Raw genomic sequence first — 22,910 nt, forward strand, 5'->3', positions numbered from 1 at the left:
ACAATGCGCTCGCTGTGCATCCGGGGGAGGACGACGCCGTAGACCAGCCGCAGCGCCTTGTCTGTGCGGCGGAGTGGATCGTCAGGCGCGGCTCTAGGTGGGCGGTCGGGGTCGCGGTCCGCCCTTATGCGACTTGGAGGGCGAGCCCTCTGCGTGACCATCGGTCAGTTCAGATGCTTCAGGCGGGCAACCTCGGCGGCGAAGCCCCCGGCCTCGGGGCGCTGCGGTGCGGCGTAGGCTTCGCCGTCCTCGGCAATCCAGTTGATGGCCGCCATCTCGGCTTCCTCGCGTCCGCGCCGCCCTACGATGACGATCTTGCCATCCTTAATGCCGAACTTGTGCTGCGAGATAAACAGAGCCACAGCACCTGGCATAAGCTCTGGTTTGACGAACCGGGCTAGCTGCTCCCGCACCGTCTCGACCACCCGCCGCCGGTTGCTCTCGTCCTTCAGATGAGCGTTTTCGCCGCGCAGCTTGTTATCCTCCACCGCCCTGGAGACGTTGGCCACCAGCGCGTCACGCTGGGCGTGGTCCAGCTTTAGGCGGTCACCGTTCTGCCTATAGAAGTCCCGCAGACCCTCGGGAACGTCTTCGATCGAGGTAATTTCCTCTGGCATTTCCTGCGCGCTCGTCAGCACGCCTTCAAGATCGATGTCAACCTTCATTGCTCTGCTCCTACTCTTGTGCGATTGCGGCTGCGATGGCTTGCTCGGCTGCCTGTGCGTTGGCGGCTGCCTCGGCGATTTGGGTGGCCGAGCCGGTCGTCGCGGTGGCGATGTAATCGATGAAAGAGCGCCCGCTGCGCTCCGTGGCTTCGAGCGCGGCAGTGAGCCGCTTGAGCCGCGCCTCCTCGTCGGGGTGGAATGTGATCCGGTAGCGGCGGCGGACGATGTCATGGCGGGTTTGGCTCATACCGACCAGCAGCGCCGGGCCGCGTAGGATGGCGGCGATAATGTTCGTGTCCATTTCGGCAAATGCCTTGCCGATAGCCTCATCGCGGGCCTTTTCCTGCATGCCGGCCAGCCGCGCCCGAATCTCGGCTTCCAGCCCAGCGGAGAGTTGATCGCGCGGGGCAGGGGGTGTGCTGGTGCGAGCGCTGATCTCCGCAATTTCTTGCTGCACCAGCGCCTTGGCTTCGTCCAGCTTCTTCGCGGTGGCTTCGGCCAGCTTAAGGGCATTCTCCCTCAACTTGAGCCGGGCGGCATCCGATGATAACAACCGGTCTTTGGCAATGGTATCGGCATAGCCTGCAAGGGACTCGCTATTGATCCGCGTGGTGCGCACGGCGGTAGCGAGCGAGGCAATCGCCGCGTCTTTCTCCACCTCGCCGCTGGGCGCGCGGGCATAGTGCTGCTCGACGGCGGCCTCGTGAATTTCTTGCGGTGGTCTGAGCTTCATCGTCTTCTCCTTCAGAAAAAGCCAGAAATGGCAGCTTGGCCTCCACCTGTCCGGGGGCGTGAGGCCCACCAGAGAGCGATGGCGATACTGAGAATGAGGTCGTCGTGCTTGCCTTCGCGGGCGTTGAAGCTAGCGCGGCCTGCGGCGCTGACCGTGCGGCGGAAATCCTTCAGCTCTTCGGCCAGTGCCCCGGCGTCGGTCAGTTCAGCGGCAAAGCGAAGCTCGCCAACGTGCAGCCGGGCATCCACGGTGCTGATGAGATGCGCCTTGGGCACGTGCCAGCGGCGGTTCTCGGGATTGGTGATCTCGTTGCCGGCGGTGATGGCGACCCGCTGCGGTCGCATGCCCGCTGACTCGAATATGTCGGATACGGCCCGGCCGACACCCGTCTCATCAACGACAAGGTCGCAGCCCTCGCGCAGCGGCGGGCGGTCAAGCAGTTCGCCGACGCGCGCCACCACCTGCGGATAGGGAGTGCCCAGCGGCACGCGCTCCAGGGCGCGTACAGCGAACCGGGTCTCACTGCGTTCGCGGGTCACGTTGGGCCTGACGTGGTCGCCATAGCTGATGATCCAGTCCCCGGTCGGTGACACTGTATGATGGACGACGGATATGGCGGTTGGATCGTTCGATTGACCGAGGTCCACTCCCATGATGAAGCGGCTAACCGGCACGACAGGTATGCGCTGCCATGGTCCTCTGCCGCCCCGGCCTATCGGGTGTCTGGAGTGTGCTACCATAGCGCTCTAACCTCCTGCGTGAATGCGGCCTCTATGATGGCAAGCGGAAAAACGGCTTCGAGGGGATCGTGGAATTCCAGCCCGTACTCCTCACTGAACTTGATTGCGCCGAGGGCTTTCAGTTCCTCGTCCAGAAACTCCTGCGTGATCCGGGGGCAGGCGCTCGCCGGAACCCTCACGCGCTCCCATGAGGGATCGTCACCGACCCACGCCTCGTAGAACCACCCGCGCTTGCCCGCTGGTGTCGTTAGGGCGACTAGGCGGGCGTCTGGCTTCGTAGCAAGCATTGGGCGCACCGCCGTTAGCAGTTCGTCCTCCACGCGCGCGGCCTCGTCCATGACGACGAGGTCCACCCCGGCAATTCCGCGGATGGTCTTTTCGGTGCCGGGTAGCGAGAGAATGCGCGCACCGTTCGAAAGCTCCGTCCCCTGCTTACTTTCGGCGGTGGGGCGGGGCGCACCCGGCAGCCTTCCAAGGAAGCCGATGATGGTGCGGAACAGCTCGTTGGACTGGCGCTGCGTCGGGCTGACGACGACGATCTGCGCGGAAGGGACAAAGAGGGCGGTCTGGATGACGAGGATGGCCGCGACGGTTGACTTGCCTGATTGGCGCGAACAGAGCAGCAGGGAGCGCCGGGGATTGGCGCGGAGTAGGCTCGCCTGCCATGGGTCGGGTTCTATGCCGCATTCATTGGCCGTGATGACGGGGTCCAGTGCGCGGGCAAGGTCGCGGGCTAACATTGGCGCGGCCCCCGCGAGCGGGGAAAGAAGGCAGACCGGCGCGCGTCGGGCAAACACAAAGGAGGAGGCCCGAAACGACGCTCAGGGAAACCAGCCGTCAACCTGGGCGTCGGCGCTGCCGGTCTGCCTGCACCCAGCGAGCGGCGGGGCTGCGCTGGTACTCGGAAGTGGAGCCTTCCGAGGTTCTTCATGAGCCACGACCCTCGTTGCTCGGTACGGGGCCGCTGGCGTAGGAGTGGTCGATCACCATCCCCTCGGCGAACCGCGTTTCCAGCCCCTGGAGCACCAGTGCCACGGCCTGCCGCGCGTCGGGAAAGCCCCGTAGCGCCTTGACCAGTTCCGTGCGCATCTCGATGTAGACCGGGGATACGAGAACGTTGTTGTTGATGGTGGTGCCGGTGTTCAGGTCACCGAGTAGCTTGCCCGTCAGTTCGAAGTTGCGGTGCAGTTGGCCCGCGACCCGCTGCGCCGCCGCTGTGTCCATGACCTCTTCGGCGGCGTCCATCATGGCAAAGAGCCGGTGTCGAAGTGCCACGATGTTGGACAGCAGCGACTGGGACTCTGTCTCTCGCAGCCGGTCGATGTCCATAGGCATCTCAGGCCCGGCCAGAAGCTGAGCGCGGAGTTGAGGCGGCATGTGGTTCTTGGCGTGGCGACGGATGCTATCCGAGCCGAGCTTGTATCGCTTGGCGAGCACGGCGAACGGCACATTGCGAGCCAGTGCAAGGTCGATGGCCGCCCGCTCACGGTGCCTGCAAACTGAACATTCTGGGCCTCGTTTGGCCATGGGCGGCGGAACTCGCTAAAAGGGTCGGCGGGTTACTTTTGATTAGCTGCACGTTAGCTGAAGCAACCCTAGGTTGTATATTAGCGTGCTAAGGCTCTGATTTAAAGGCTTTTATTATGGGCTGACCTACTAACCCTTGATAGGGAGGTCGCATTCGCGGAGAGTGAAAGCGCCTAGCGCAAAGGGCGACGACGCGGGAAGAGGGACGGCGAAAGGTTATAACGGTTCGGTGCGACGAGGCTGAGCCCGTTACCGGGGATTCCACAGCGCCAACACCTACCCGCACCTACCCGCATCAGATTAAGATCATAAGGGTACGCTAACCACCGGAAAAAGCTCCTTAAAGTGCGCATGTACCCGTATTACCCTTATTAACCTCTCACGACGCGGGCGCGCTTATATACGGGCATGCACGTGATAAGGTGGGGCTATAGGTTTAGTGACCCCCCGGCATTAATAGTCCTCGGCCCACTTTCCACGCCGCCTTAACCGCGCCCGTTACCACGCGGCACGACCGCCGCCCACCCTGGCACGACCGCCCGTTCTCGCGGCGGGGTCGGCCACTAGGGTAGGGTCGGCCGGAAGCGGGCGCTCTCCAGCGGCCTCCTACGGAGTTCTCTAAATCGCACCGGCCATCATCATAAAAAGTCGATGATGCGGCCAGATTCATGATCCATACCGCACCGTCATTACCCTTATACAAACGGGGTTCCGTCAAATTGGCGGCTTCTCCACCTTCGGCAGCGGAAGCTCTGGCGTAGGATCAACGATTTCAGCCGGCACGTAATAGACCTTAATGGCCTTGCCCTTGATCATCTTCTTGGTCTCGATCAGATTTTCCTTACCGATTGCTCTTCTCACCCAACGACCGGCGACATTTGGTTTCAGCTTGCCGAAGCTGGAATCCATGCGCAGCAGAAACTTCTGAAATTTGAATTGGAAGTACCGCCGTCCTTCGTCCTCATCTAGGTACGGCTTGCCAAGTAAGATCTCGTCTAAGGTGTCGGCCCTGTACTTGTCGGTCAAGAAAACCCGCAACAGCTCGCGCATCTCGTATTCAGGCGTTTCGGCCTCCGGTATCTGCTCGAATGTTGCCTGATCCCGTGCATCGCGCAGTTTTTGATACCACGCGTCCTGCTTCATCTGGTCGAAGATCGCGCCCAGCCGGGCCGCGCATTTCACATTGAAGGTATAGAAGTGCATGACTTCCCGGACAGGTAGCGTGATGTCGCCCCAGCCCCTAAGCGTCAGCCGCCATTCGTCCTCCTCGCCGCCGACCAGAACGACGATCCCGTCGATGTCAGGAAATCGACCTCCGCCACCGTCGCCATCGCACAGGCGCGGCGGATTGCCTTTCTTCTCGCCCCATTCGACGTTGTGCTTCCATTGCTGGTCGAATTCCTGATCGTTTTTGCCGAGCTTACGCCAGACCACGCGCGCCTGCCACTCCGCCGCTGGCTTGTCGATGGCGATGACGCTTGAGCATCTGCCGACGTCGCGCGCGACCTGCATCAGAATATCGTCGCGTTTGCCGTGGGGCGCTCCTGCAAGCTCGCGCAGCCATCGCGCCAACATCTTTTCGAACTCATCTGACGTTACATCACCCCCGGCATGAGCCGAGCTCGGCCGATCCGGGGATGCCTTGAGCGTCATGAACTGCTCGGGCGTCATGGCCGAACGTTCGGCCAGATCGAGGAACTCGGCGACAGACAGGGCCAGCCCCGTCTCCTTGACCGCATGTCTATCCGTCCCGTCGCCGCCAAAATACGGTAGGTTCAGCCATCCGCCGGTCTTGTCGATGTCGGCATTGCGCGTCTGCTTCGGGAAGACCTCAGTCTCGGGCGGATAACCAAGGCTGGTGGCGATCTCGCGCAGCTTCCCTTGAAGATCGGCGGCGGGCATCGGAGATGAGAGGAAGAAGTATAGATGGGCACCGCCTGACTTACTGCGACACACGATCGCAGAAAGCCCTGCAGCCCTGACCCGCCTAACCAGAGCGGCATGATCTACCTTCCGGTCGTCATCATCGATACAGCCCCAGAGGCAGGTGTCGTCAGGTCTGAGCGGGCAGATGCCAAGCGGCGCTGCTCCTTCCAGATGACGGCCATACAATTCCAGCGTTGGCTCCTTGCGGATTGTTCTTGCCGAGCCCCTTATACTTATCTTCTCGCCGGGCTCGACCAACGTGGGCTCGTGCCGATACGTGCCATGATGGGCAATGGCACCGGCGAATAGGAAGTGAAGGCGCTCCGCAGCGGAGCGCCCCTTGAAGTTGTCGATCGGCTGGAGGGTCATTCATCACCCTCTTTTGCCTGTGCCTCTAGCAGCAGAGCCGCTTCGTACTGGCGCTTGAGGTAGCGTAAGTGCGCCCCGGACCAGTTGCAACGGCAACAGTCGTACAGCCCCAATTCGCCCTCCTTCTCTCTCGTGAACCGGCGCACACGCAACGTTGGCTCGACGGCCAACGCACTGTTGAGCAGCCAGTGTTCGTCCTCCGGGTTCAACTGGCAACCTTCGCTGGTGGCGCGCTCCATCTTCTGGTCGGCTTCTTCCATGCACGGAGGGCACATGAACCACACCTCCGCTATGTCGCTATCGAAGCGTTTGTCCAGTATCTCCTCGATCCGTGGATCGAACAGGGCGGGGTCGGGTTTACCGGCATCGCGCGGCACGCTATTATTCGAACCATTGTGAGTAAGGTGGTTACTGGGCGGGGCGGCAACCCCGCCCTTATTATTATCTGGCATTGGCAGCCTCCTGCGTCTCGGTGAGGCCCTGCGCGATGAAGGCGTCGAGATCACTCTTGCGGTAAGCCACCTTCCGCGTCCCGATCCGAACGAACCGGGGGCCAACCCTCTTATAGCGCCACCATCTCAAAGTATCGTACGGCACGCCTCCAAGGTATTCTCCAGCTTTATTTGGCGGGAATAGTTCATTTTCTGCTGTCATTGCGTTCTCCTATAGTAAGACCGTTACCGGTCGTAGTAACGGCCTAACTATAGGGCTGGTTGGCGCGTGGACGTAGCGGCGTTTTTAAAAGCGCCTACAAACTTGTCGGGAGCGACAACTCGGTCATCGCGCGTGGTCGTACCAGACTGAATAGACGATCTCGTACAACTCATCCTTCTCGCGATTATTGTGTCTCCGGTTGAAATCAGTGATCAGCTTTTTCACCTCCTTGTAGCGCTGGGTGTGAAGCTTGCTGTCCAGTGTGCCCCACTCGGCCTTATCGGAAAGCACGACGGTCAGCCATTTCGCGTGGTTGTCGAAGGATTTCGCGTTGGAATAGTCTCGTTGCAGAATGCTGCGCACGGACTGATACAGCTCGAATACGCGTACCCTCCTGCGAAATTCCTGACCCAGCTCCGGACGAGTGTGAAAGCCATTGTATTCGATCAACCCGGCGACGATCACGACGAACCGAGGTGATTTTTCTGGCGACAGCAGGTGCGCAGCGACGGCGCTCCAGCGTCGTCCGCAGTTATCCTTCTTCTCGAAAGCATCGAGCAGCATCTGCCTCTCATGCTTCGTCAGCCATATCTCGTCATCCGCCGCCCCCTCGGGAATCGGGTTGCGCTCTTCGCGCAACTCCGAGAGCTTCTGACCCTCCTCTGCGAGGTGGTTTTCCACCCAATTCGCCAGCAAACTGAGGCGCGTATAGTCCTGCCGTCCATGAGGCCACTCTGGCGGCTTTTCCTCGCTCACTCTTTCTCTCCTCTGATCGGCACCACCTTGCCCTTCGCCGCTGCCGCTTCTACGGTGCGCTCGCGCCGCGCCGCCGCCGACCGCCCCGCCTCGGCCAGCACCTCACGGCTGACGTGGGTGTAGCGCATAGCCGTAGCGACCGACTTGTGCCCAACGACCGCCATTCCCACCGCCATAGGCAGGTCGGAGTCCGTGTAGGTTTTTGTGCTGAACCAATGTCGAATGGTGTGCGAGCTAATCCCGTAACCCCCGGTCACTTCCGCCTCCTTCATAACGCGCTTGAAAGCAGAGCCCAAAACGTCCACGCGCAGCGGCAGCTCCGGGTCCGTGGCCGGGCAGACCCACGGCGAACCGACGAACCGGGGGGCAGCCTTCAGCAACCGCTCCACTTCGGGCGTGACGGGTTTCTCCAACTGTCCGGTCTTGGTCTTGGGCCAAATTATTAGCCCGGCCTCGCGATCGATGTAGCTCCACTGCAATTTGCACACTTCGCCCGCCCGCGCCCCGAGCGCGAAGATGAGCCGGATGGCTAGCGCCGTCGAAGGCTGTAGGCGACCCTCCGCCGCCATCGTGTCCGTCGCCGCCATAAGGCGCGCAACCTCGTTCTCCGTGAAGAGCCTCGTCCGCCGGTTCGTCCCCTTCAGCCCAAGCTCCTTGAAATCCAGCGGCGGCGGCAGTGCGTTGCCGTAGAGCGTGGCCTTCTTCTTGCTGCGGGACCAGTTGAGCGCGGCCCGAAGCATTCGCATAGCGCCCTCGGCTTGAGCCTTGGCCGGGGGCAGGGGCTTGGCATTCGGACTGGGCTTTTTGCTGCGACGCTGGCGCGGGCGCTTGCTGAGCCTGTCGAAGAGCGAATGTACGTCCTCCATCGTCAGCGCCGCCAGCTTGATCTTGCCAATCTCAGGTTTGAGGATCTTGTTCGCCGTCCGCTCGTACTCGTCCGCAGTCTTCTCAGCCAACTGGCCCTTCGCGTGCTCGGCGACGAACAGGTCGAGCATGGAGCCTACCGTGGCGGCATTGCTCTTCCGGTTGGCCTCACGCTGCGCCTCCTCTCGCTCAGCAACCGGGTCCTTCCCCCGGTGGTACTGATTGGCCATCTCCTGCGCTTGCGCGAAGGCATCGTCGGCGGTTGTCGCCTTAATGGTCGCCCACTTTGGCTTGCCGTTGGCGCGGTAGACGTAGACAAACGTCTTAGCGCCGCTCGGTCGGATACGCAGACCGAAACCCGTTAGGCGGCTGTCCCAGATTACTCGGGTAGTTTTTCCATCCTCGTGGGGCTGGGCGTTCTCCAACACGGCGCGGGTGATTTTCTTCTTCGGCTCTGTCTGCTTGCTCACGGCTAGCCTCCGGGCTATCTTGCAGCTAACGCGCTCTCCGGCGTTAGCCCGCGCACTCCAGCTCTAAACTAACGTGAGTTTTCCAGAAAAGCTAGTATCTTCAATTAAATACCAGCGTACGCCAGCTCCAGGCTAACGCCACCGGCTCCCGTACCTGCCTACTTTTAATCAGTAGGTCTCGGGTTCGAACCCCGACGCTCTCACCAAGTGTCATCCGGGAGGCAGGCGTAGGTTTGTAGGCATCCGCGCGACGGATACTTGAAGAAGTTCACTGGACAGACGTCGCCCTTGCCCCGCCGATGGCGCCGCGGCAAGCGTTCGCGCCAACAGGGCGGCATGTTTCCTGCGTCGATGCTGCCATTGTCATCTTCTGAAATGCGCCCAGACGCCTGTTCATCAAGCGGAACAGGATGTCGTCGGTTTCAGACCGGCAGCCCGAGTTGTTTTCGGAGGCTCTTGTCGAATGCGAATGCAGGGACGAAGCGGCGCAGAAAACTGACCTGTCGTGCCATTTTTCCGGCCGTATAACGCCTCTTTGGAGCGGGATCAGTCGCAGCGGCAATAATTGCCTTTGCCACCACGTCGGGCGCGTCGCCTATTTCCATTGCTTTCTGCACGACTACATTCATGCCAGCGCGCGCAGAGTCATATATATCGAGCACCTGATCCGGCTTGGCGAGATTGTCTTCGAACGACGTCCGGGTGTAGGCTGGCTCGACCAGCGAAACGCGAATGCCGAAGGCGCGCAATTCGTGATCGAGCGATTCGGAATAACCCTCGATGGCATGTTTGGTCGACGAGTAGAGCGCGAAATAGGGAGCGGGGATGAACCCCTGTACCGAGCTCAAATTCACGATTCTGCCCTTCCCTTGGCGTCGCATAACCGGCAACACCGCGTTGGTCACACGGAAAACGCCGAAGACGTTCACGTCGAACAACGACTTGGCCTGGGCCATTGAGGACTCCTCCGCGCCACCAAGCAGCCCCATGCCAGCATTATTGACAAGAAGATCGATGCGGCCGGCCTCTGCTAGCACGTCATCAACCAGTTTCGCCACCGACGCGTCGTCGGTCACGTCGCATGTCAGCATGGATACACCGTCGCTCCTCTGGGTTGCGGGGCGGCGGCTGGTTCCGAACACGCGAAAGCCCGCGTTCTGCAGGGCTGCGGCCGTTGCATACCCGATGCCGGTGGATGCCCCAGTCACCAAGGCTACGCCAAGATTGTTCTTGTTCATGGAAATCACTTCTTTCTGTGTGATGAGCTGCTGCTTCTAAAACTCGGGTAGGCTTTCTGCGACTTACAAGCAAAAAGGGAGGTCTCCGACGATGTCGTCAGGCAGTCGACGGATACCGCTTTGGCCTGTTCCCTAAATATGCGGCTTATGCAGGAGCCTTAGGACACACTCACCTTGCCGGGCGGGAGCTAAACTTCGGCACTTTTCGGCGCCAGGTCATTGAACCCGGCTTAGCCTTCAGCGACGTCGCCGCCGCGCGCAATGCGCCTGACTTCGCCAGCCGCTGCGTTAAGGATGCCTCGTGAAAGGTCCTCGTCTTCCATGATCCGCGACAGCGTAACGGCGCCCACCATGAGAGACAGTATGGCCATCGCCCCGCCGCTGGGACTAGAGCTCGTGTCGCTGGCCATCAGTTCATCCAGAACCTCGAAGTGAGCCCGGATCCCGTCTTCAAATGGGCGCCTGACCTCTTTGCTCTGGCGAGCCGCGTCCGATCCCAGCGCCACAAGTGGGCAGCCTTCTGACTTTTCACCTCTGTGGTCCGATGAAAGATAGAACGCCATGACTGCCTCAAGGGGATCGGAGCTACTTGCCGCCGCTGCAGACCATCTCCGTGTGGCGCTTTCCATCGCACGCCGCGATGCTAGTGCGGCGAGGTCGTCCTTCGACGCGAACTGCTTGTAGAAACCTCCCTGGGTAAGGCCGGCCCCTTTCATCAGATCCTTTAGCCCAATTCCATCGAAGCCATGTTCTCGGAACAGACGGCTTGCGACGTTGATCACCGTTTCGCGGTTCTCCTCAGCCTGTGCCCGGCTCACTCTCATATCGACCTCCGATTAGATTTTGTTTGACATCTATAACAAAAATAGATTTAGGTCGCAATCTAAATTATCCATGTCGCCCGTCAAGAAGAGAAACTCAAAATGAAACGCAAACTTGTCCTGACTTTCGTAGGTCTCGTGGCAGCGGCCGGCGCAGCCGGGGCCTTTTTCGTGGTTTTTGAACCCAGCAAGCAGGAAGCGGTGGCCGCTGATCCGAGAACAGCGTCACCACTCGTAAGAGTGGTGGAGGCAACGACCACCGGTGCGGCTGAGCGCTCTTTCACAGGCACTGTCGCTTCCCGGGTGCAAAGCAACCTTGGTTTTCGTGTTCCCGGCAAAATCGTCGAGCGGATGGTCGACGTCGGGCAGCAGGTGAGGCAAGGCCAGGCGCTGATGCGCATTGACGAGACCGATCTCCAACTCGCGCTGACAGCAAAGCGTAATACCGTTACCGCAGCACGTGCTGTCTTGGTTCAGGCGCAAGCAGACGAAAAGCGCTATGCGGCGTTGGTAAAAAATGGCTTGGCAGCTACTCCGCAGCGTTATGAACAGGCAAAAGCAGCACTCGACACAGCCTCTGCTCAGCTTGCTGCGGCAGAAGCCGACGCCAAGGTGGCCGAAAATGGGACTGCATACACGCTTCTTGTTGCCGACGCTGATGGAACCATAACCCTGACCCTTGGAGATCCGGGACAAGTCGTGGCAGCGGGCCAGACGGTCGTCCAACTGGCGCAGGCGGGCCCGCGCGAGGCTGTTATCTGGCTTCCGGAGACCCTGCGGCCCAAGATTGGCTCCGAAGCGCAGACCAGCGTCTATGCAGGCGGAAGTTTAAGCGGAAAGGCCAAACTTCGGCAGATCTCGGATTCCGCCGATCCGCAAACCCGTACCTACGAGGCGCGTTATGTTCTCGAAGGCGATGCGGCTTCCGCCCCGCTTGGCTCGACAGTGACGATTGGAATTCTCGATGCTGACCGCCAGTCGGAGGTTGCTATACCAGTGGGCGCAATTCTGGATGACGGTAGTCGCACTGGAGTGTGGGTCGTCAACGGCACAACATCAACGGTGAAGTTCACTCCGGTCAAAGTTCAGCAGATTGGCGAGGAGATGGCATTCGTCAGGGGAATTGGAACTGGAGAGCAAGTTGTCGCACTGGGCGCGCATCTCCTCGCCGACGGCGCGGTTATCAGGATTGCCGCGCAGCAAGAGGTAAAAAAGTAATGAACTTCAATCTGTCGGCCATCGCCGTTCGCGAACGTGCCATCACCCTGTTCTTTATTGTGCTGCTGGCCGCCGCTGGCGCCTACGCCTTCGTCAAGCTGGGGCGCGCCGAAGATCCGTCTTTCACAATCAAGACCCTAACTGTTACTTCGGTCTGGCCAGGTGCCACTGCCCGTGAAATGCAGGACCTTGTCGCCGAGCCGCTTGAAAAGCGCATTCAGGAACTCACATGGTACGACCGCGTCGAGACGACAACTCGACCGGGCTACGCTTTCCTGACGGTCACCCTCAAGGATAACACCCCGGCAAGTGCCGTGGCAGAAGAATTCTATCAGGCGCGCAAGAAGCTTAGTGACGAAGCCCGCAATCTCCCTCCGGGCGTCATCGGGCCATTTGTCAACGATGAATACTCCGATGTGAGTTTCGGTCTCTATGCATTGAAGGCAAAGGGACTGCCAATGCGCGATCTCGTGCGGCAGGCAGAGGTCATCCGGCAGGACCTGCTGCATGTTCCTGGTATCAAGAAAATCAACATCGTCGGGGAACGTCCCGAACAGATTTTCGTCGAGTTCTCCTACGCGAAGCTCGCGACACTCGGCATATCGGCGCAAGACATCGCTGCTGCTTTGCAGCGACAGAACACGGTCACACCCGCCGGGTCGATCGACACCAGGGGGCCACAGGTATTCATCCGGTTCGACGGAGCTTACAACAGTGTGCAGGCCGTTGCCGACACGCCGATCGTGGCCGCTGGCCGTACTTTGAAACTCTCCGATATCGCGGATGTACGGCGCGGTTATCAAGATCCTGCCACCTACCTTATCCGCCATGAAGGCGAGCCGACAATCATGTTGGGTGCCGTAATGCAGGCGGGATGGAACGGACTCGATCTCGGAAAAGCGCTTGAGGCTCGATCCGCCACGATCGCGGAGACACTGCCGCTGGGGATGACGCTCACCAAGGTCAGCGATCAGGCTGTCAACATCGAGGAGGCCGTCGGCGAGTTCATGCTCAAGTTCGCCATGGCGCTTGGCGTCGTGCTGTTCGTAAGTCTAGTCGCACTCGGCTGGCGCGTTGGCATTGTCGTCGCGCTTGCCGTGCCGCTCACACTTGCCGTGGTCTTTCTCATCATGCTGGAAACCGGGCGCTTCTTCGACCGCATCACGCTCGGCGCTTTGATCCTTGCGCTGGGCCTTCTTGTGGACGATGCCATCATCGCCATTGAGGTGATGGTCGTGAAGATGGAAGAGGGCATGGACCGCATCAAGGCGGCCGCCTATGCCTGGAGCCATACTGCGGCGCCAATGCTGTCGGGCACGCTGGTGACGATCATCGGGCTGATGCCCGTGGGGTTCGCAAAATCAACGGCCGGCGAGTATGCCGGTAACATCTTCTGGGTCGTCGGTTTTGCCCTGATCGTATCCTGGATCGTGGCTGTTACCTTCACGCCCTACCTTGGCATCAAGATGCTGCCGAACATCAAGCCGGTCGAGGGCGGTCATCACGCCATCTACGACACGCCGAACTACCGTCGTCTGCGTTCCGGCATCGAGTTCGCTGTCCGCCATAAGTTCATGGTCTGCGCCGTGGTAGGCATCACCATGGCCGTTTCGGTTGTTGGGATGGGCGGCGTGAAGCAGCAATTCTTCCCGACATCGGATCGCCCGGAGGTCCTGGTTGAAGTGCGCATGCCCGAGGGCACCAGCATCGAGGCGACGACATCCGCGGTGAAGAAGGTTGAAGACTGGCTACAGACCCAGCCCGAGACCAATATCGTCACAAGTTACGTAGGGCAGGGCGCACCCCGGTTCTTCTTTGCTATGGCACCGGAATTGCCGGATCCCGCCTTCGCCAAGGTCGTCGTTCTCACGCCCGACGCCCATGCGCGCGAAGAACTGAAACACCGCCTTCGTGCCGCTATTTCGGAGGGTCTTGTTCCCGAAGCTTCTGTGCGCGTCACTCAACTCGTGTTTGGTCCGTACACGCCGTTCCCGGTCGAGTTCCGGATCATGGGGCCTGATCAGGATGAACTCTATAAGATTTCCGAGCAGGCTCTGGCGATCATGAAGACCGTTCCCGATGTCCGCCAAGCCAACCGTGACTGGGGCAACCGAACACCTGTTCTGCGATTTGTCCCCGACCAGGAGAGGCTCAATTTGATTGGTCTTTCTCCGTCGGAGGCTGCCCAGCAGATGCAGATGCTGCTCACCGGCATCCCTGTCACGCAGGTGCGCGACAACATCCGCAACGTGCCTGTCGTTGCTCGAAGTGCTGGCGAAAACCGCCTCGACCCGTCACGACTTGCCGACTTTTCGCTGATGAGCCGGGATGGCCGCCAGGTTCCCCTCGATCAAATCGGGCATTCCGAGATCAGGTTCGAAGAGCCGATCTTGAAGCGTCGTGACCGGACCCCGGTCATCACTATAAGGTCTGATATCAACGAGGCGACGCAGCCACCGGAGGTGTCGCAACAGGTAATGAAGGCCCTCCAGCCGCTGATCGCATCGCTTCCCGTTGGATACCGTATCGAGATGGGCGGCAACATCGAGGAGTCATTGAAAGCCAATGTTGCGCTTGCGCAGGTTTTCCCGCTGATGATTGCTGCCATGTTGATCATCATCATCCTGCAGGTTCGCAGTCTCTCGACAATGACAATGGTGATGCTGACCGCACCGCTTGGTCTTGCCGGGGTGGTTCCGACCTTGCTGCTGTTCAATCAACCCTTCGGTTTCAACGCCATCCTCGGCTTGATCGGGCTCGCAGGCATACTGATGCGAAACACGCTTATCCTGACAGAGCAGATCAAGGAGAACCAGGCTGCAGGGCTCGACGACTACCATGCCGTGATCGAAGCGACCGTCCAGCGAACAAGACCTGTTATCCTGACTGCACTCGCGGCGATCCTGGCATTCATACCTCTAACCCACTCAGTGTTCTGGGGGTCGATGGCCTATACCCTGATCGGCGGAACGGCGGCAGGCACCGTGATGATCCTGCTCTTCCTTCCGGCCCTCTATGCTGTGTGGTTTCGGATCAAACCACCCAAAGCAGTTGAGAAAGAGGAAGCGGCCGAACATCAGGCGCGGCCGATAGCGCTGGCGGCAGAATAGGGGCGTCCGTGCCACGTATCGTGATCCCACAGGGCCGCTCGGGCACTGAAGTCGAAATGTGGCGCGAGCGTATCCTCGATGTGGCGGAAGAGCATTTTCGCCGCATCGGTTACCAGAAGACATCTGTCGCAGATATCTCATCTTGCCTCGGGATGAGCAGTGCCAACATCTACCGGTTCTTCCCGTCGAGGGCAGCGATCAACAAGTCGATCTGCGGCCGGTTCATCGAGAAAGCTGCTCGGTTGGCGGATGCAGTCGCCCGGCAAGAGGCGCCGGCTCACGAGAAGCTCGAAAGTCTTTTCAAGCTGCTCCATGAGGAGAGAAGAAAGAACTTCGTTGAAGAGAAGCCGGTCCATGACTTGATCGTCGCTGCAACGGTGGAGAACTGGCCAGTTATTAGCGCCCATAGCGCTCGTCTTGTGGCGATCATCGAAAATATTATCGAAGAAGGGGCAGACGCCGGCAATTTTAATGTCATCGATGCAGCCATAGCTGCCCGAAGTGCGATGAATGCGTTCGTGCCTTTTTACCACCCGGTCCTCGTCGAGGAGCGGGTTCGAAACGCCGGGAATGCTGAAGAGGGCCTTGGTGAACAGATCTCGTTTATCCTGCAAGCACTTTGGTGGGAATGACGAAAGTCGCTGCTCGCGCGACCAACAAAGGCGACCTACATGCGCAGCATCGCACGAGGAATACGTCGCTCAGGCGATGTGCCTGGTGGGACTGCACACCTCGATTGAAGCAATCGCCAATGGCGAACGCATCACCTTGAATACACCTGCCACTGGCGATATCGAGCACCCCACGACCAAGCCGAGGCATCCGCGGTCAAGTCGAGAGTATGAACCGAACCATCAAGGCCTCACCCCTACGAGTTCATTTGCAAAGCACGGGCTTCACGACTCCAGCGCTTCACCTTCGATCCGCGCCATCAAATGCCGGGACACTAAACATCTAGGAAATTTTTTGGGGTTCGAACCCCGACGCTTCCACCTTTTCTAGTCATCAAGATAGTTGCCGCAATCTCAGATTAACAGTCGTAGCAACGCGCCCTCGTCCTTCACCCCATGCTGGTACGAATGGATCACCCGCCGAGCCAGATCTTCGCGCTCGGTATCCGTTGTGATTTGTCGCACCGAGCTGATGTGGTCAAATACTCTCTGGCAGAGGGCTACTTCTTCGTCGCTCAACACGGTTTGTGCGTCGGCTATCTGGGATCGGATCATGATCGCTCTCACTTCTTTCGGAACGATAATGGGATGGAACATCTCCTTTTAAAGGGCATGAAGGGAGACACAAGCTCGTGAGGTCTCATCTCTATTTTCCGGATAGGTCTTTGTTCCCATCCGACAACCAGTGTTCGTTCGGGCCGCTCCACACATATGCAGAAGCCGGCTTTCTCCAGGCATTCCAGATCACTTCGTATCCATCATTTCAAGCGAGAGTAACGCGCCAAGGCCTTCTTCATCTGACAGGCTCCGCAGAGAAACGTTGAGCGGGTCCAGGCCGTGGGTATTTTTGACGTGGGCAGCGGCCTTGCGTCTTTGCCGCAGCAATTGAGCTTCCCTCTGTCCTATACCGCACATTGAAGTCTCCGGAAGTTGGCATAAAATCAGTTCGTTGTTACGTGTCACGTCAGCATCTGGGAGGATTGCGATGTTTCAAGGTATGCACGGCTCCAAGTCGGCGCTGGGTCCAGAAGACCTCGCAATAATCGAGGACATCTATGACGAATGGTGCGCCGCACGCTGCTGCCCCAAGGATAGCCTAAGTGCGATCAAAGCAGCTCAACAGTTGATCTCCATGTTCGAACATGGAGTACGATCAAAAGATGATCTCCGCATTATGGTCGGCACCATAGGTACCCATTTGCTCAAACACTGAAGTGGAGGAGGCTGAAAGGCATCTCAGGGGAAGACCAGTGAAGGATCGATGATCAGTCACACCAGTTGTCCCGCTGCTTCGGAAGGCCCTCGGAAGAGATTGAAGCCGCCGGCGATCAGCCGCTGGCGAGCGCTTGCGAGCGTGGCCTGGAATGTCGTTTACGTGCGTCGGTGCAGGATAACGCGACGCTTGATGAAGTCGGCTAAGACACAGGAACCAACTTCCACGTGGCAATGCCTGAACAAAAACCCGGTGAAAGCCGGGTTTTTGTTGTCGAAGAAACTAAGGCGCTTCCAGCCACCTCGGGTGCTCCTGGTACGGCCAAGCGCCGTCGGATGCCATGAATATCGACCACTTGAAGCCTCGTTCCAGCGTGCTGCCGCCTTCCAGCCTCACGCCGCTAAGGTTATCGGCGTTCAGCCATCATAATGGCCCGAAAGTGCTGCCTCCGCAGATTTGACAACCACGGCGATATTCACGCCCTTCGTCAAGGTTGTCCCGGTCGCGCGAAGATCGGTCACCACTTTCAGGCCGCCTGATTTGGGCTCCGGGAGCGGCACGACGGTGCCGTTGTCCAGATCAGCGATCCAGAGTTCGTCTCGGCCGTCAACACTAATAATAACAACTGTAGCCATGGTTTTCCCTCCAACGATTGATGTTTAAAATCCAGCTTTCTTCAGGCCTTCACGATAAAGATCTTTATGCCACTGCTCTTTACTTGGAACAGCAGACAACCACTTGTCCACATCGAAGGCCGGGTTGCCTTCGCGAAACCTCCTGACGAAGACCCGCGCTTTGTCCTGACGGCCCAGCATAGCCCAGCTTGCGGCAGATAGCCTATCCGCGAGACTCGGATCGGCCATCTGCCCGATGTAATCCAGGGACTCTTCAAAAGCTCCGAGGGCGTAGTTCGCTCCCGCGGCGGTCCAAAAATAAGTGTCGGGAGCAAGCGGGTTCAGCTCGATTGCCCGCTCGATCTTTCGCAAGGCCATCGCGGGGAGCGAACAATGAACCAAGGTGTCTGCATAGTCGGCAATCACGTCGGCGTAGTGTGGAGCAAGGCTCTCGGCCACTTCCATTGCCTCGGCGCTTTCGTCAAATGCCCCCTGTAACAGTTTGGCGACCCCGAACTCGCGATATCCATCGGCGAAGTCCGGACGCGTCTCGGTGGCCTGCTTTGCCAAAATCTCCGCCGATTGCAAAAGATCGGCATCACCCCTGGCCGTCAACAACCATTCCTTCGAGTAGGTCCGGGCCATCGAACTCAGCGCCGGCGCGAAATCGGGGCTGACGCTGAGTGCGGCTTTCATTTCCTTGCGCGCACGCCGCAGATTCGGAAGCGTCAATCGCGCCAGGTGCCGCCTGCCGACAAGATATCGATGGTAAGCGATCGGGTTCAGATCTTCGCGCAACGTCTCATGGCGCTCGATTTCACTGGACACCGAGAGAGCGATCCGTCGGGCGACAGTTCTCCGATCTTTGACGAGATCCATATGATCAAGGCTGAATCTTTCCGCCCAAACTATTTGATTTTGGTCGAAAAAGATCAGTTGGGCGAACAGGGTGACGTCATCGTCCGTGTTGCTGATCCGGGTATCGAGAATATAATTGACGCGATGCCGTTCAAAGAAGGCTTTCTGCGTCTCCATGTGGTGGCCGATTTGAACCGCCGAATAGGGGGCTATGACCTCCAGGCTGTTGAAGGCGCAAAATCCGATTGTGATATCTTCCACCAAAGATGCGGCTAAAAAACCGGCTTGGGGTCGCGCGGATTGGTTCTTGGGCGGAAGCAGCACCAGGCGGGGAATTGCAATCCGGATATCTTCGGGCTCAACGGGAAGAGCGGCCTCGAGTTTCGGCTTTGCAGGCGCTGATGTCGGACGGAGGGATTTTGCGTCATCGTCATCGGATCTGGCGCGCGCGGCGATTCCCCGCAAAATCGAACTCCGCCGCTGTTCAAAATGATTCCGAAGGGACGCAACTTCCTCTTCCGCCTGGAATATCTGTATGAGCATTTGCAGCGTATCGGGATCCTTCGGCTCCGTCCGAAAGAGGATAACTGCAGCCTTCCTCAGGAGTTCGGATTCCTTCTGCGACCGCGGCAGTCGGAACGCCGTTCTCAATGTATTACCGAGAAGCTCGATATGGCAAATTTCTCGCTCGGCGAGCCACCGTTGAAACTGACGGCTATGACTGTGAACCGGCCCCAGAAAAGGCTGGTTCATGAGCTTCACGAGATGCTTAAGCCGGGAGAACGGTTCAACCTCTTCCTCTGTCCCGGATAGCAGAATGTCGGAAGACAGAGACTCCCGGTCGAGGGTGACCATGTTGCCCTGGGATGAAAGGATATTTATCCCGAGTTCAATTTGACGGGCCTTCATTCTCGAAATCAACTTACGCAAAGTCGCAAGCGTATCGTCCCTGTCGGCGTCGCCCCACAGAAAGCTCACCAATGTTGTTCGATCCGCCGAACCTTGGTCGGTCGTGAGCAAATAGGCGAGAAGCAGCAGGCCTTTCTCCGGAAACGCGACCCCATTCCCGTCCTCGTCAACGAGCTGCAACCTACCGAAGGTCTTCAGAACAAGCGCCATTTTGCCCTTCAAGTCATCACATCTCTGCGTCTGCACGAAAGCGTAGTGTGCGTATTGCACCAGCAGAAGTCGCACTCGCGGCGGACTTTTTCCCAATGCGCCATGAAATTCAATAGTACCTGGAAAACGTATGCTACGTTTTCCAAGTTAACGGCAGAAACGAATTTCGCAATCGGCTTGGCCAAATTATCTTTAAAGAGAATTCCATATAAGATGATGATTATAGATGCACTCACTGGCACCGCGATGGCTAGAAAACGCGAATCGGAGGGCTCCTGCGCTGGGCCCCTGGATTGCCCAATGGCGGGTCAAAGCGACAGCCTGAGCCGAGGGACTTTCTTGCCTGCTACGGCTTTCGCCGCCGCGGTCAAAAGATGATCTCCGCATTAGAGTCGGCACGATAGGTCCCATTTGCTCAAACGCCGAAATGCAACAGGCTAAAAGGCGTCGCAGGGCGGCGGCAAGTGAAGGATCTATAATCAGTTAGGCAGTCGTCCCGCTGCTTCGGGAGGCTCTCGGAATAGATTGAGGCCGATGGCGATCAACTGTTGGCGAGCATGGCCTTGGATGTCGTCTACGAGCGTCGATGCAGATAGCGCGATGGTTTATGAAATCGACTATGACACAGGAACCAAATTCCGCTGCGCTCCGTTTTCTCCTCATCAACAGACAGGAGAAATCGACCATGGATTGGAATCGTGTCGAGGGAAACTGGAAGCAGGCGAAGGGCAAGATCAAGGAGCAGTGGGGCAAACTCACTGACGATGATCTCGACCAGATCGCGGGCAAGCGCGAGCAGCTGGAAGGCAAGATCCAGGAGCGGTATGGCCTCCAAAAGGATCGTGTCAGACGCGACATCGATGACTGGACCAGTCGCCAGACTTGGTAGTGCCTGAACAAAAACCCGGTGAAAGCCGGGTTTTTGCTGTGGAAGGAGCTAGTGCCGTCAAGGGTTGTCGGATGTCATGAATATCCGCCAAAAGCCAGAAGAAGTGCGCCGATCGCGATTATGGCCAGCGCTGGCCAGTTTTGCGACACGCCGAGGAATCTGAGGCCCTGGCGTCGTGGTTCCAGCGTGGTGCCGCCTTGCGGCATTTGATGCGGATTACTCGGTCTTCGACCAAGCGCCGACGTAAAGAGAAAAAGAAGTCCGCCGATGATGAGTGCGGCTCCGGTCAGGATTGCCCACATGATGGCCTCCGCTAGCGATGAGCATATTGGTTAAACCAGATCCGGACCTGATCGTTCCGTGAGTGGCTACTCACCTGAACAACCTCCACCTCGGAACCAACAGCGCCCGCATTGAATTTGACCGTTGAGTAATCCTGGAGATCCCCAATGGACGAGACACCAAAGACGGCAATCCGTAGCATGATGTTGTACGTAGCCGCGCTCCTCCTTTTGGGGGTGCTGGCGGGGGCCGTGTACACAATCTATGGCCATCCCGCTGATCCGTCTGAGCGACCAGCGGCCGATACGATTCCGCAAAAAGCTCCGGCTCCGCAGTAAGATACGTCGTTCCGCAATTGATTGATCCCCTTCGAGAGGAACGACCCCGGGTGGGCGCCTGCCAGATCCGGCGCCCACCCGGTCAGGTCGTATTGAAAAGCTCAAGCTCCACAGCAAGAGACCTGCAAGTGGCAAAGAACATGGCTTTAGAGAGCAAGCCAGGAATCCTGTCGCAAGTCCTTCCAACCAGTATGAGGTTTATAATTATAGGTAGAACAACCTGCGACAGAGAAAATGGCCAGCTGCGCAGGACCGATGAGATCGGGGCGGTGCAGTGAGACGAGGTCTCATTAGACCCTGAGAGATCGCATTGGAACAATTGAAATAAGGGAGTCTGCGGATGAGGGAACATGCAGTCGTGGTATCAGGGGCAGGGCCGACGGGCCTGATGCTGGCAGGCGAGCTTGCCTTGGCAGGCGTCGACGTCGCCATTGTCGAGCGCCGACCCAACCAGGAGCTTGCCGGTACGCGTGCCGGCGGTCTGAGTGCGCGCACGCTCGAGGTTCTCGATCAGCGTGGCGTTGTCGACCGGTTCCTTGCGGAAGGGCAGATAGCCCAGGTCACGGGGTTCGCGGTCACACGTCTGGACATCAGCGATTTTCCGACCCGGCACAATTACGGGCTGGCGTTGAGGCAGAAGCATATCGAGCGCATTCTGGCCGGCTGGGTCGGCGAGCTCGAGGTGCCGATCCATCGCGGCCTTGAGGTAACGGGTTTTGCGCAGCACGACACCAGCGTCACCATTGAGCTATCCAATGGCGCTTCGCTCAAGGCACGCTATCTCGTCGGCTGCGATGGCGGCCGCAGTCTGGTTCGCAAGGCTGCAGGCATTGCGTTTGAAGGATGGGATCCGACGACCAGCAACATTCTCGCCGAAGTGGAGATGGAAGAGGAGCCGCCATTGGGCATCCATCGCACGGCCCTTGGCATTTATGCCTTTGGCAGGGAGGAGTATGAAATCCACGACGGCAAGATCGTCTTTGCCAAGGAAGGTCCGGTCGGCGTAATGGTGCCGGAGAAGAATGCCGGCGCCAGGACCGAGCCGACCCTCGGGGATCTCAGGGACGCACTTATCGCCGCCTTCGGAACGGATTACGGACTCCATCGCGTCAACTGGATTTCCAGGTTCACCGACATGTCCAGGCAGGCAACGGCCTACCGCAAGGGCCGGGTACTCCTCGCCGGCGATGCCGCCCATGTGCATTCTCCGGTCGGCGGACAAGGCCTGAATACCGGTGTGCAGGATGCCGTCAATCTCGGTTGGAAGTTGGCCCAGGTGGTAAAAGGCACGTCGCCCGAAGCCTTGCTCGACACCTATCACGCCGAGCGGCATCCGGTTGCCGCCCGCGTGTTGCGCACCACGATGGCGCAGGTCGCGTTGCAGCGGACCGACGATCGCACCGAAGCCTTGCGAGACATCGTGACGGAGCTGCTTGGCATGGAGGAACCGCGCAAACGGATCGCGGCCGAAATGTCGGGACTTGGTATCCATTACGACCTCGGTGAGGGGCATCCGCTGCTCGGCCGCCGCATGCCTGACCTTGACCTCACCACACCTGATGGTCCTCTGCGTCTCTTTACGCTGCTCCAAGATGCGCGGCCTGTGTTCTTGAACCTCGACGCGCCCGGCAGCTTCGACATCGCGCCGTGGTCTGACCGCATCACGCTGGTCGACGCCGGATATGACGGTGCATGGGAGCTGCCTGCGCTGGGTGCGGTCTCCGCGCCCACCGCAGTGTTGATCCGGCCCGATGGATATGTGGCGTGGGCGGGTAACGGGATGCAGGATGGTTTGCAAGAGGCTGTGAATAGCTGGTTCGGACCACCCTGCTAAA

At 58.9% G+C, this 22,910-nt stretch carries 22 protein-coding genes and 1 pseudogene; 6 read left to right on the forward strand and 17 right to left on the reverse strand.

The genetic code is table 11. The features are described 5' to 3' along the window. Positions 1–164: 164 nt before the first annotated feature. The 12 genes from N1937_RS09480 to N1937_RS09535 form a co-directional block, all read right to left on the reverse strand. Entirely contained in the window at positions 165–665 is a 501-nt protein-coding gene (locus tag N1937_RS09480) for a hypothetical protein (protein ID WP_260058421.1), read from the reverse strand. Between the two features lie 10 nt (positions 666–675). Further along, positions 676–1,398, reverse strand: a complete 723-nt coding sequence (locus N1937_RS09485; protein WP_260058422.1) for a hypothetical protein — start codon at positions 1,396–1,398, stop codon at positions 676–678. Between the two features lie 11 nt (positions 1,399–1,409). Beyond that, on the reverse strand, positions 1,410–2,072 hold the full coding sequence (locus tag N1937_RS09490) for a hypothetical protein (RefSeq protein WP_260058423.1): 663 nt from the start codon (positions 2,070–2,072) through the stop codon (positions 1,410–1,412). A 59-nt stretch (positions 2,073–2,131) separates the two neighbouring features. Continuing rightward, a complete protein-coding gene (locus N1937_RS09495) occupies positions 2,132–2,878 on the reverse strand; it encodes a phage terminase large subunit (protein WP_260058424.1) in 747 nt (248 codons plus the stop codon). Between the two features lie 187 nt (positions 2,879–3,065). After that, positions 3,066–3,665, reverse strand: a complete 600-nt coding sequence (locus N1937_RS09500; protein WP_260058425.1) for a hypothetical protein — start codon at positions 3,663–3,665, stop codon at positions 3,066–3,068. Positions 3,666–4,379: 714 nt separating this feature from the next. Beyond that, the gene (locus N1937_RS09505; protein WP_260058426.1) at positions 4,380–5,960 is read right to left on the reverse strand and encodes a TOTE conflict system archaeo-eukaryotic primase domain-containing protein; all 1,581 of its coding nucleotides are present in this window, start codon (positions 5,958–5,960) and stop codon (positions 4,380–4,382) included. After that, positions 5,957–6,412 carry a hypothetical protein gene (locus N1937_RS09510; RefSeq protein ID WP_260058428.1) on the reverse strand — a complete coding sequence of 152 codons (456 nt, stop codon included), beginning with the start codon at positions 6,410–6,412 and terminating at the stop codon, positions 5,957–5,959. The genes N1937_RS09505 and N1937_RS09510 overlap by 4 nt, the downstream gene beginning before the upstream one ends. Then, positions 6,402–6,614 carry a helix-turn-helix transcriptional regulator gene (locus tag N1937_RS09515; protein ID WP_260058429.1) on the reverse strand — a complete coding sequence of 71 codons (213 nt, stop codon included), beginning with the start codon at positions 6,612–6,614 and terminating at the stop codon, positions 6,402–6,404. Before N1937_RS09515 ends, N1937_RS09510 begins: the two co-directional genes overlap by 11 nt. Before the next feature lie 123 nt (positions 6,615–6,737). Further along, positions 6,738–7,370: a hypothetical protein gene (locus N1937_RS09520; RefSeq protein WP_260058430.1), complete on the reverse strand. Its 633-nt coding sequence runs from the start codon at positions 7,368–7,370 to the stop codon at positions 6,738–6,740. Further along, positions 7,367–8,704: a site-specific integrase gene (locus N1937_RS09525; RefSeq protein WP_260058431.1), complete on the reverse strand. Its 1,338-nt coding sequence runs from the start codon at positions 8,702–8,704 to the stop codon at positions 7,367–7,369. The genes N1937_RS09520 and N1937_RS09525 overlap by 4 nt, the downstream gene beginning before the upstream one ends. Positions 8,705–9,126: 422 nt before the next feature. Next, positions 9,127–9,942: an oxidoreductase gene (locus N1937_RS09530; protein ID WP_170263353.1), complete on the reverse strand. Its 816-nt coding sequence runs from the start codon at positions 9,940–9,942 to the stop codon at positions 9,127–9,129. Between the two features lie 230 nt (positions 9,943–10,172). After that, positions 10,173–10,766, reverse strand: coding sequence for a TetR/AcrR family transcriptional regulator (locus N1937_RS09535; RefSeq protein WP_260058432.1), 594 nt, complete (start codon positions 10,764–10,766; stop codon positions 10,173–10,175). A gap of 99 nt (positions 10,767–10,865) precedes the next feature. Between N1937_RS09535 and N1937_RS09540 the strand changes: the two genes are divergently transcribed. The 3 genes from N1937_RS09540 to N1937_RS09550 are packed head-to-tail and all read left to right on the forward strand — an operon-like array spanning position 10,866 to position 15,723. Then, positions 10,866–11,981 (forward strand): efflux RND transporter periplasmic adaptor subunit, encoded by a 1,116-nt coding sequence (locus N1937_RS09540; protein ID WP_222290938.1) that lies wholly within the window; start codon positions 10,866–10,868, stop codon positions 11,979–11,981. Continuing rightward, positions 11,981–15,091, forward strand: coding sequence for an efflux RND transporter permease subunit (locus tag N1937_RS09545; protein WP_260058433.1), 3,111 nt, complete (start codon positions 11,981–11,983; stop codon positions 15,089–15,091). The genes N1937_RS09540 and N1937_RS09545 overlap by 1 nt, the downstream gene beginning before the upstream one ends. Positions 15,092–15,099: 8 nt before the next feature. Further along, positions 15,100–15,723, forward strand: a complete 624-nt coding sequence (locus N1937_RS09550; RefSeq protein WP_260058434.1) for a TetR/AcrR family transcriptional regulator — start codon at positions 15,100–15,102, stop codon at positions 15,721–15,723. Between the two features lie 393 nt (positions 15,724–16,116). Here the strand turns inward: N1937_RS09550 and N1937_RS09555 are convergent, their stop codons facing one another. Continuing rightward, on the reverse strand, positions 16,117–16,317 hold the full coding sequence (locus N1937_RS09555) for a hypothetical protein (protein ID WP_164579233.1): 201 nt from the start codon (positions 16,315–16,317) through the stop codon (positions 16,117–16,119). A gap of 91 nt (positions 16,318–16,408) precedes the next feature. Further along, positions 16,409–16,644, reverse strand: a pseudogene (locus tag N1937_RS31415) (hypothetical protein). Positions 16,645–16,747: 103 nt separating this feature from the next. Here N1937_RS31415 and N1937_RS09565 point away from each other — a divergent pair. Further along, positions 16,748–16,975: a hypothetical protein gene (locus N1937_RS09565; RefSeq protein WP_222290943.1), complete on the forward strand. Its 228-nt coding sequence runs from the start codon at positions 16,748–16,750 to the stop codon at positions 16,973–16,975. Positions 16,976–17,391: 416 nt separating this feature from the next. On the opposite strand, the gene N1937_RS09570 is transcribed toward N1937_RS09565, so the two are convergent. Beyond that, entirely contained in the window at positions 17,392–17,610 is a 219-nt protein-coding gene (locus N1937_RS09570; protein WP_017964206.1) for a hypothetical protein, read from the reverse strand. 24 nt (positions 17,611–17,634) lie between these two features. After that, complete coding sequence (locus N1937_RS09575; protein ID WP_260058437.1) at positions 17,635–19,566, reverse strand: hypothetical protein; 1,932 nt, start codon at positions 19,564–19,566, stop codon at positions 17,635–17,637. Between the two features lie 685 nt (positions 19,567–20,251). Here N1937_RS09575 and N1937_RS09580 point away from each other — a divergent pair. Beyond that, the gene (locus N1937_RS09580) at positions 20,252–20,455 is read left to right on the forward strand and encodes a CsbD family protein (protein ID WP_026154138.1); all 204 of its coding nucleotides are present in this window, start codon (positions 20,252–20,254) and stop codon (positions 20,453–20,455) included. 74 nt (positions 20,456–20,529) lie between these two features. On the opposite strand, the gene N1937_RS09585 is transcribed toward N1937_RS09580, so the two are convergent. Beyond that, positions 20,530–20,757: a hypothetical protein gene (locus tag N1937_RS09585; RefSeq protein WP_017964209.1), complete on the reverse strand. Its 228-nt coding sequence runs from the start codon at positions 20,755–20,757 to the stop codon at positions 20,530–20,532. 658 nt (positions 20,758–21,415) lie between these two features. Between N1937_RS09585 and N1937_RS09590 the strand changes: the two genes are divergently transcribed. Then, positions 21,416–22,909, forward strand: coding sequence for an FAD-dependent monooxygenase (locus N1937_RS09590; protein ID WP_170258047.1), 1,494 nt, complete (start codon positions 21,416–21,418; stop codon positions 22,907–22,909). Position 22,910: the final 1 nt, after the last annotated feature.

It is taken from the genome of Rhizobium sp. WSM4643, assembly GCF_025152745.1.
Lineage (GTDB): Bacteria > Pseudomonadota > Alphaproteobacteria > Rhizobiales > Rhizobiaceae > Rhizobium > Rhizobium leguminosarum_I.

Coding starts and splice junctions, on each gene's coding strand:
- N1937_RS09510 (WP_260058428.1), bottom strand. CDS start 6,412: ATGCCAGATAATAATAAGGGCGGGGTTGCCGCCCCGCCCAGTAACCAC.
- N1937_RS09555 (WP_164579233.1), bottom strand. CDS start 16,317: ATGATCCGATCCCAGATAGCCGACGCACAAACCGTGTTGAGCGACGAA.
- N1937_RS09495 (WP_260058424.1), bottom strand. CDS start 2,878: ATGTTAGCCCGCGACCTTGCCCGCGCACTGGACCCCGTCATCACGGCC.
- N1937_RS09545 (WP_260058433.1), top strand. CDS start 11,981: ATGAACTTCAATCTGTCGGCCATCGCCGTTCGCGAACGTGCCATCACC.
- N1937_RS09585 (WP_017964209.1), bottom strand. CDS start 20,757: ATGTGGGCAATCCTGACCGGAGCCGCACTCATCATCGGCGGACTTCTT.
- N1937_RS09480 (WP_260058421.1), bottom strand. CDS start 665: ATGAAGGTTGACATCGATCTTGAAGGCGTGCTGACGAGCGCGCAGGAA.
- N1937_RS09515 (WP_260058429.1), bottom strand. CDS start 6,614: ATGACAGCAGAAAATGAACTATTCCCGCCAAATAAAGCTGGAGAATAC.
- N1937_RS09565 (WP_222290943.1), top strand. CDS start 16,748: ATGTTTCAAGGTATGCACGGCTCCAAGTCGGCGCTGGGTCCAGAAGAC.
- N1937_RS09530 (WP_170263353.1), bottom strand. CDS start 9,942: ATGAACAAGAACAATCTTGGCGTAGCCTTGGTGACTGGGGCATCCACC.
- N1937_RS09575 (WP_260058437.1), bottom strand. CDS start 19,566: ATGGCGCTTGTTCTGAAGACCTTCGGTAGGTTGCAGCTCGTTGACGAG.
- N1937_RS09580 (WP_026154138.1), top strand. CDS start 20,252: ATGGATTGGAATCGTGTCGAGGGAAACTGGAAGCAGGCGAAGGGCAAG.
- N1937_RS09540 (WP_222290938.1), top strand. CDS start 10,866: ATGAAACGCAAACTTGTCCTGACTTTCGTAGGTCTCGTGGCAGCGGCC.
- N1937_RS09535 (WP_260058432.1), bottom strand. CDS start 10,766: ATGAGAGTGAGCCGGGCACAGGCTGAGGAGAACCGCGAAACGGTGATC.
- N1937_RS09500 (WP_260058425.1), bottom strand. CDS start 3,665: ATGGCCAAACGAGGCCCAGAATGTTCAGTTTGCAGGCACCGTGAGCGG.
- N1937_RS09505 (WP_260058426.1), bottom strand. CDS start 5,960: ATGACCCTCCAGCCGATCGACAACTTCAAGGGGCGCTCCGCTGCGGAG.
- N1937_RS09570 (WP_017964206.1), bottom strand. CDS start 17,610: ATGGCTACAGTTGTTATTATTAGTGTTGACGGCCGAGACGAACTCTGG.
- N1937_RS09590 (WP_170258047.1), top strand. CDS start 21,416: ATGAGGGAACATGCAGTCGTGGTATCAGGGGCAGGGCCGACGGGCCTG.
- N1937_RS09485 (WP_260058422.1), bottom strand. CDS start 1,398: ATGAAGCTCAGACCACCGCAAGAAATTCACGAGGCCGCCGTCGAGCAG.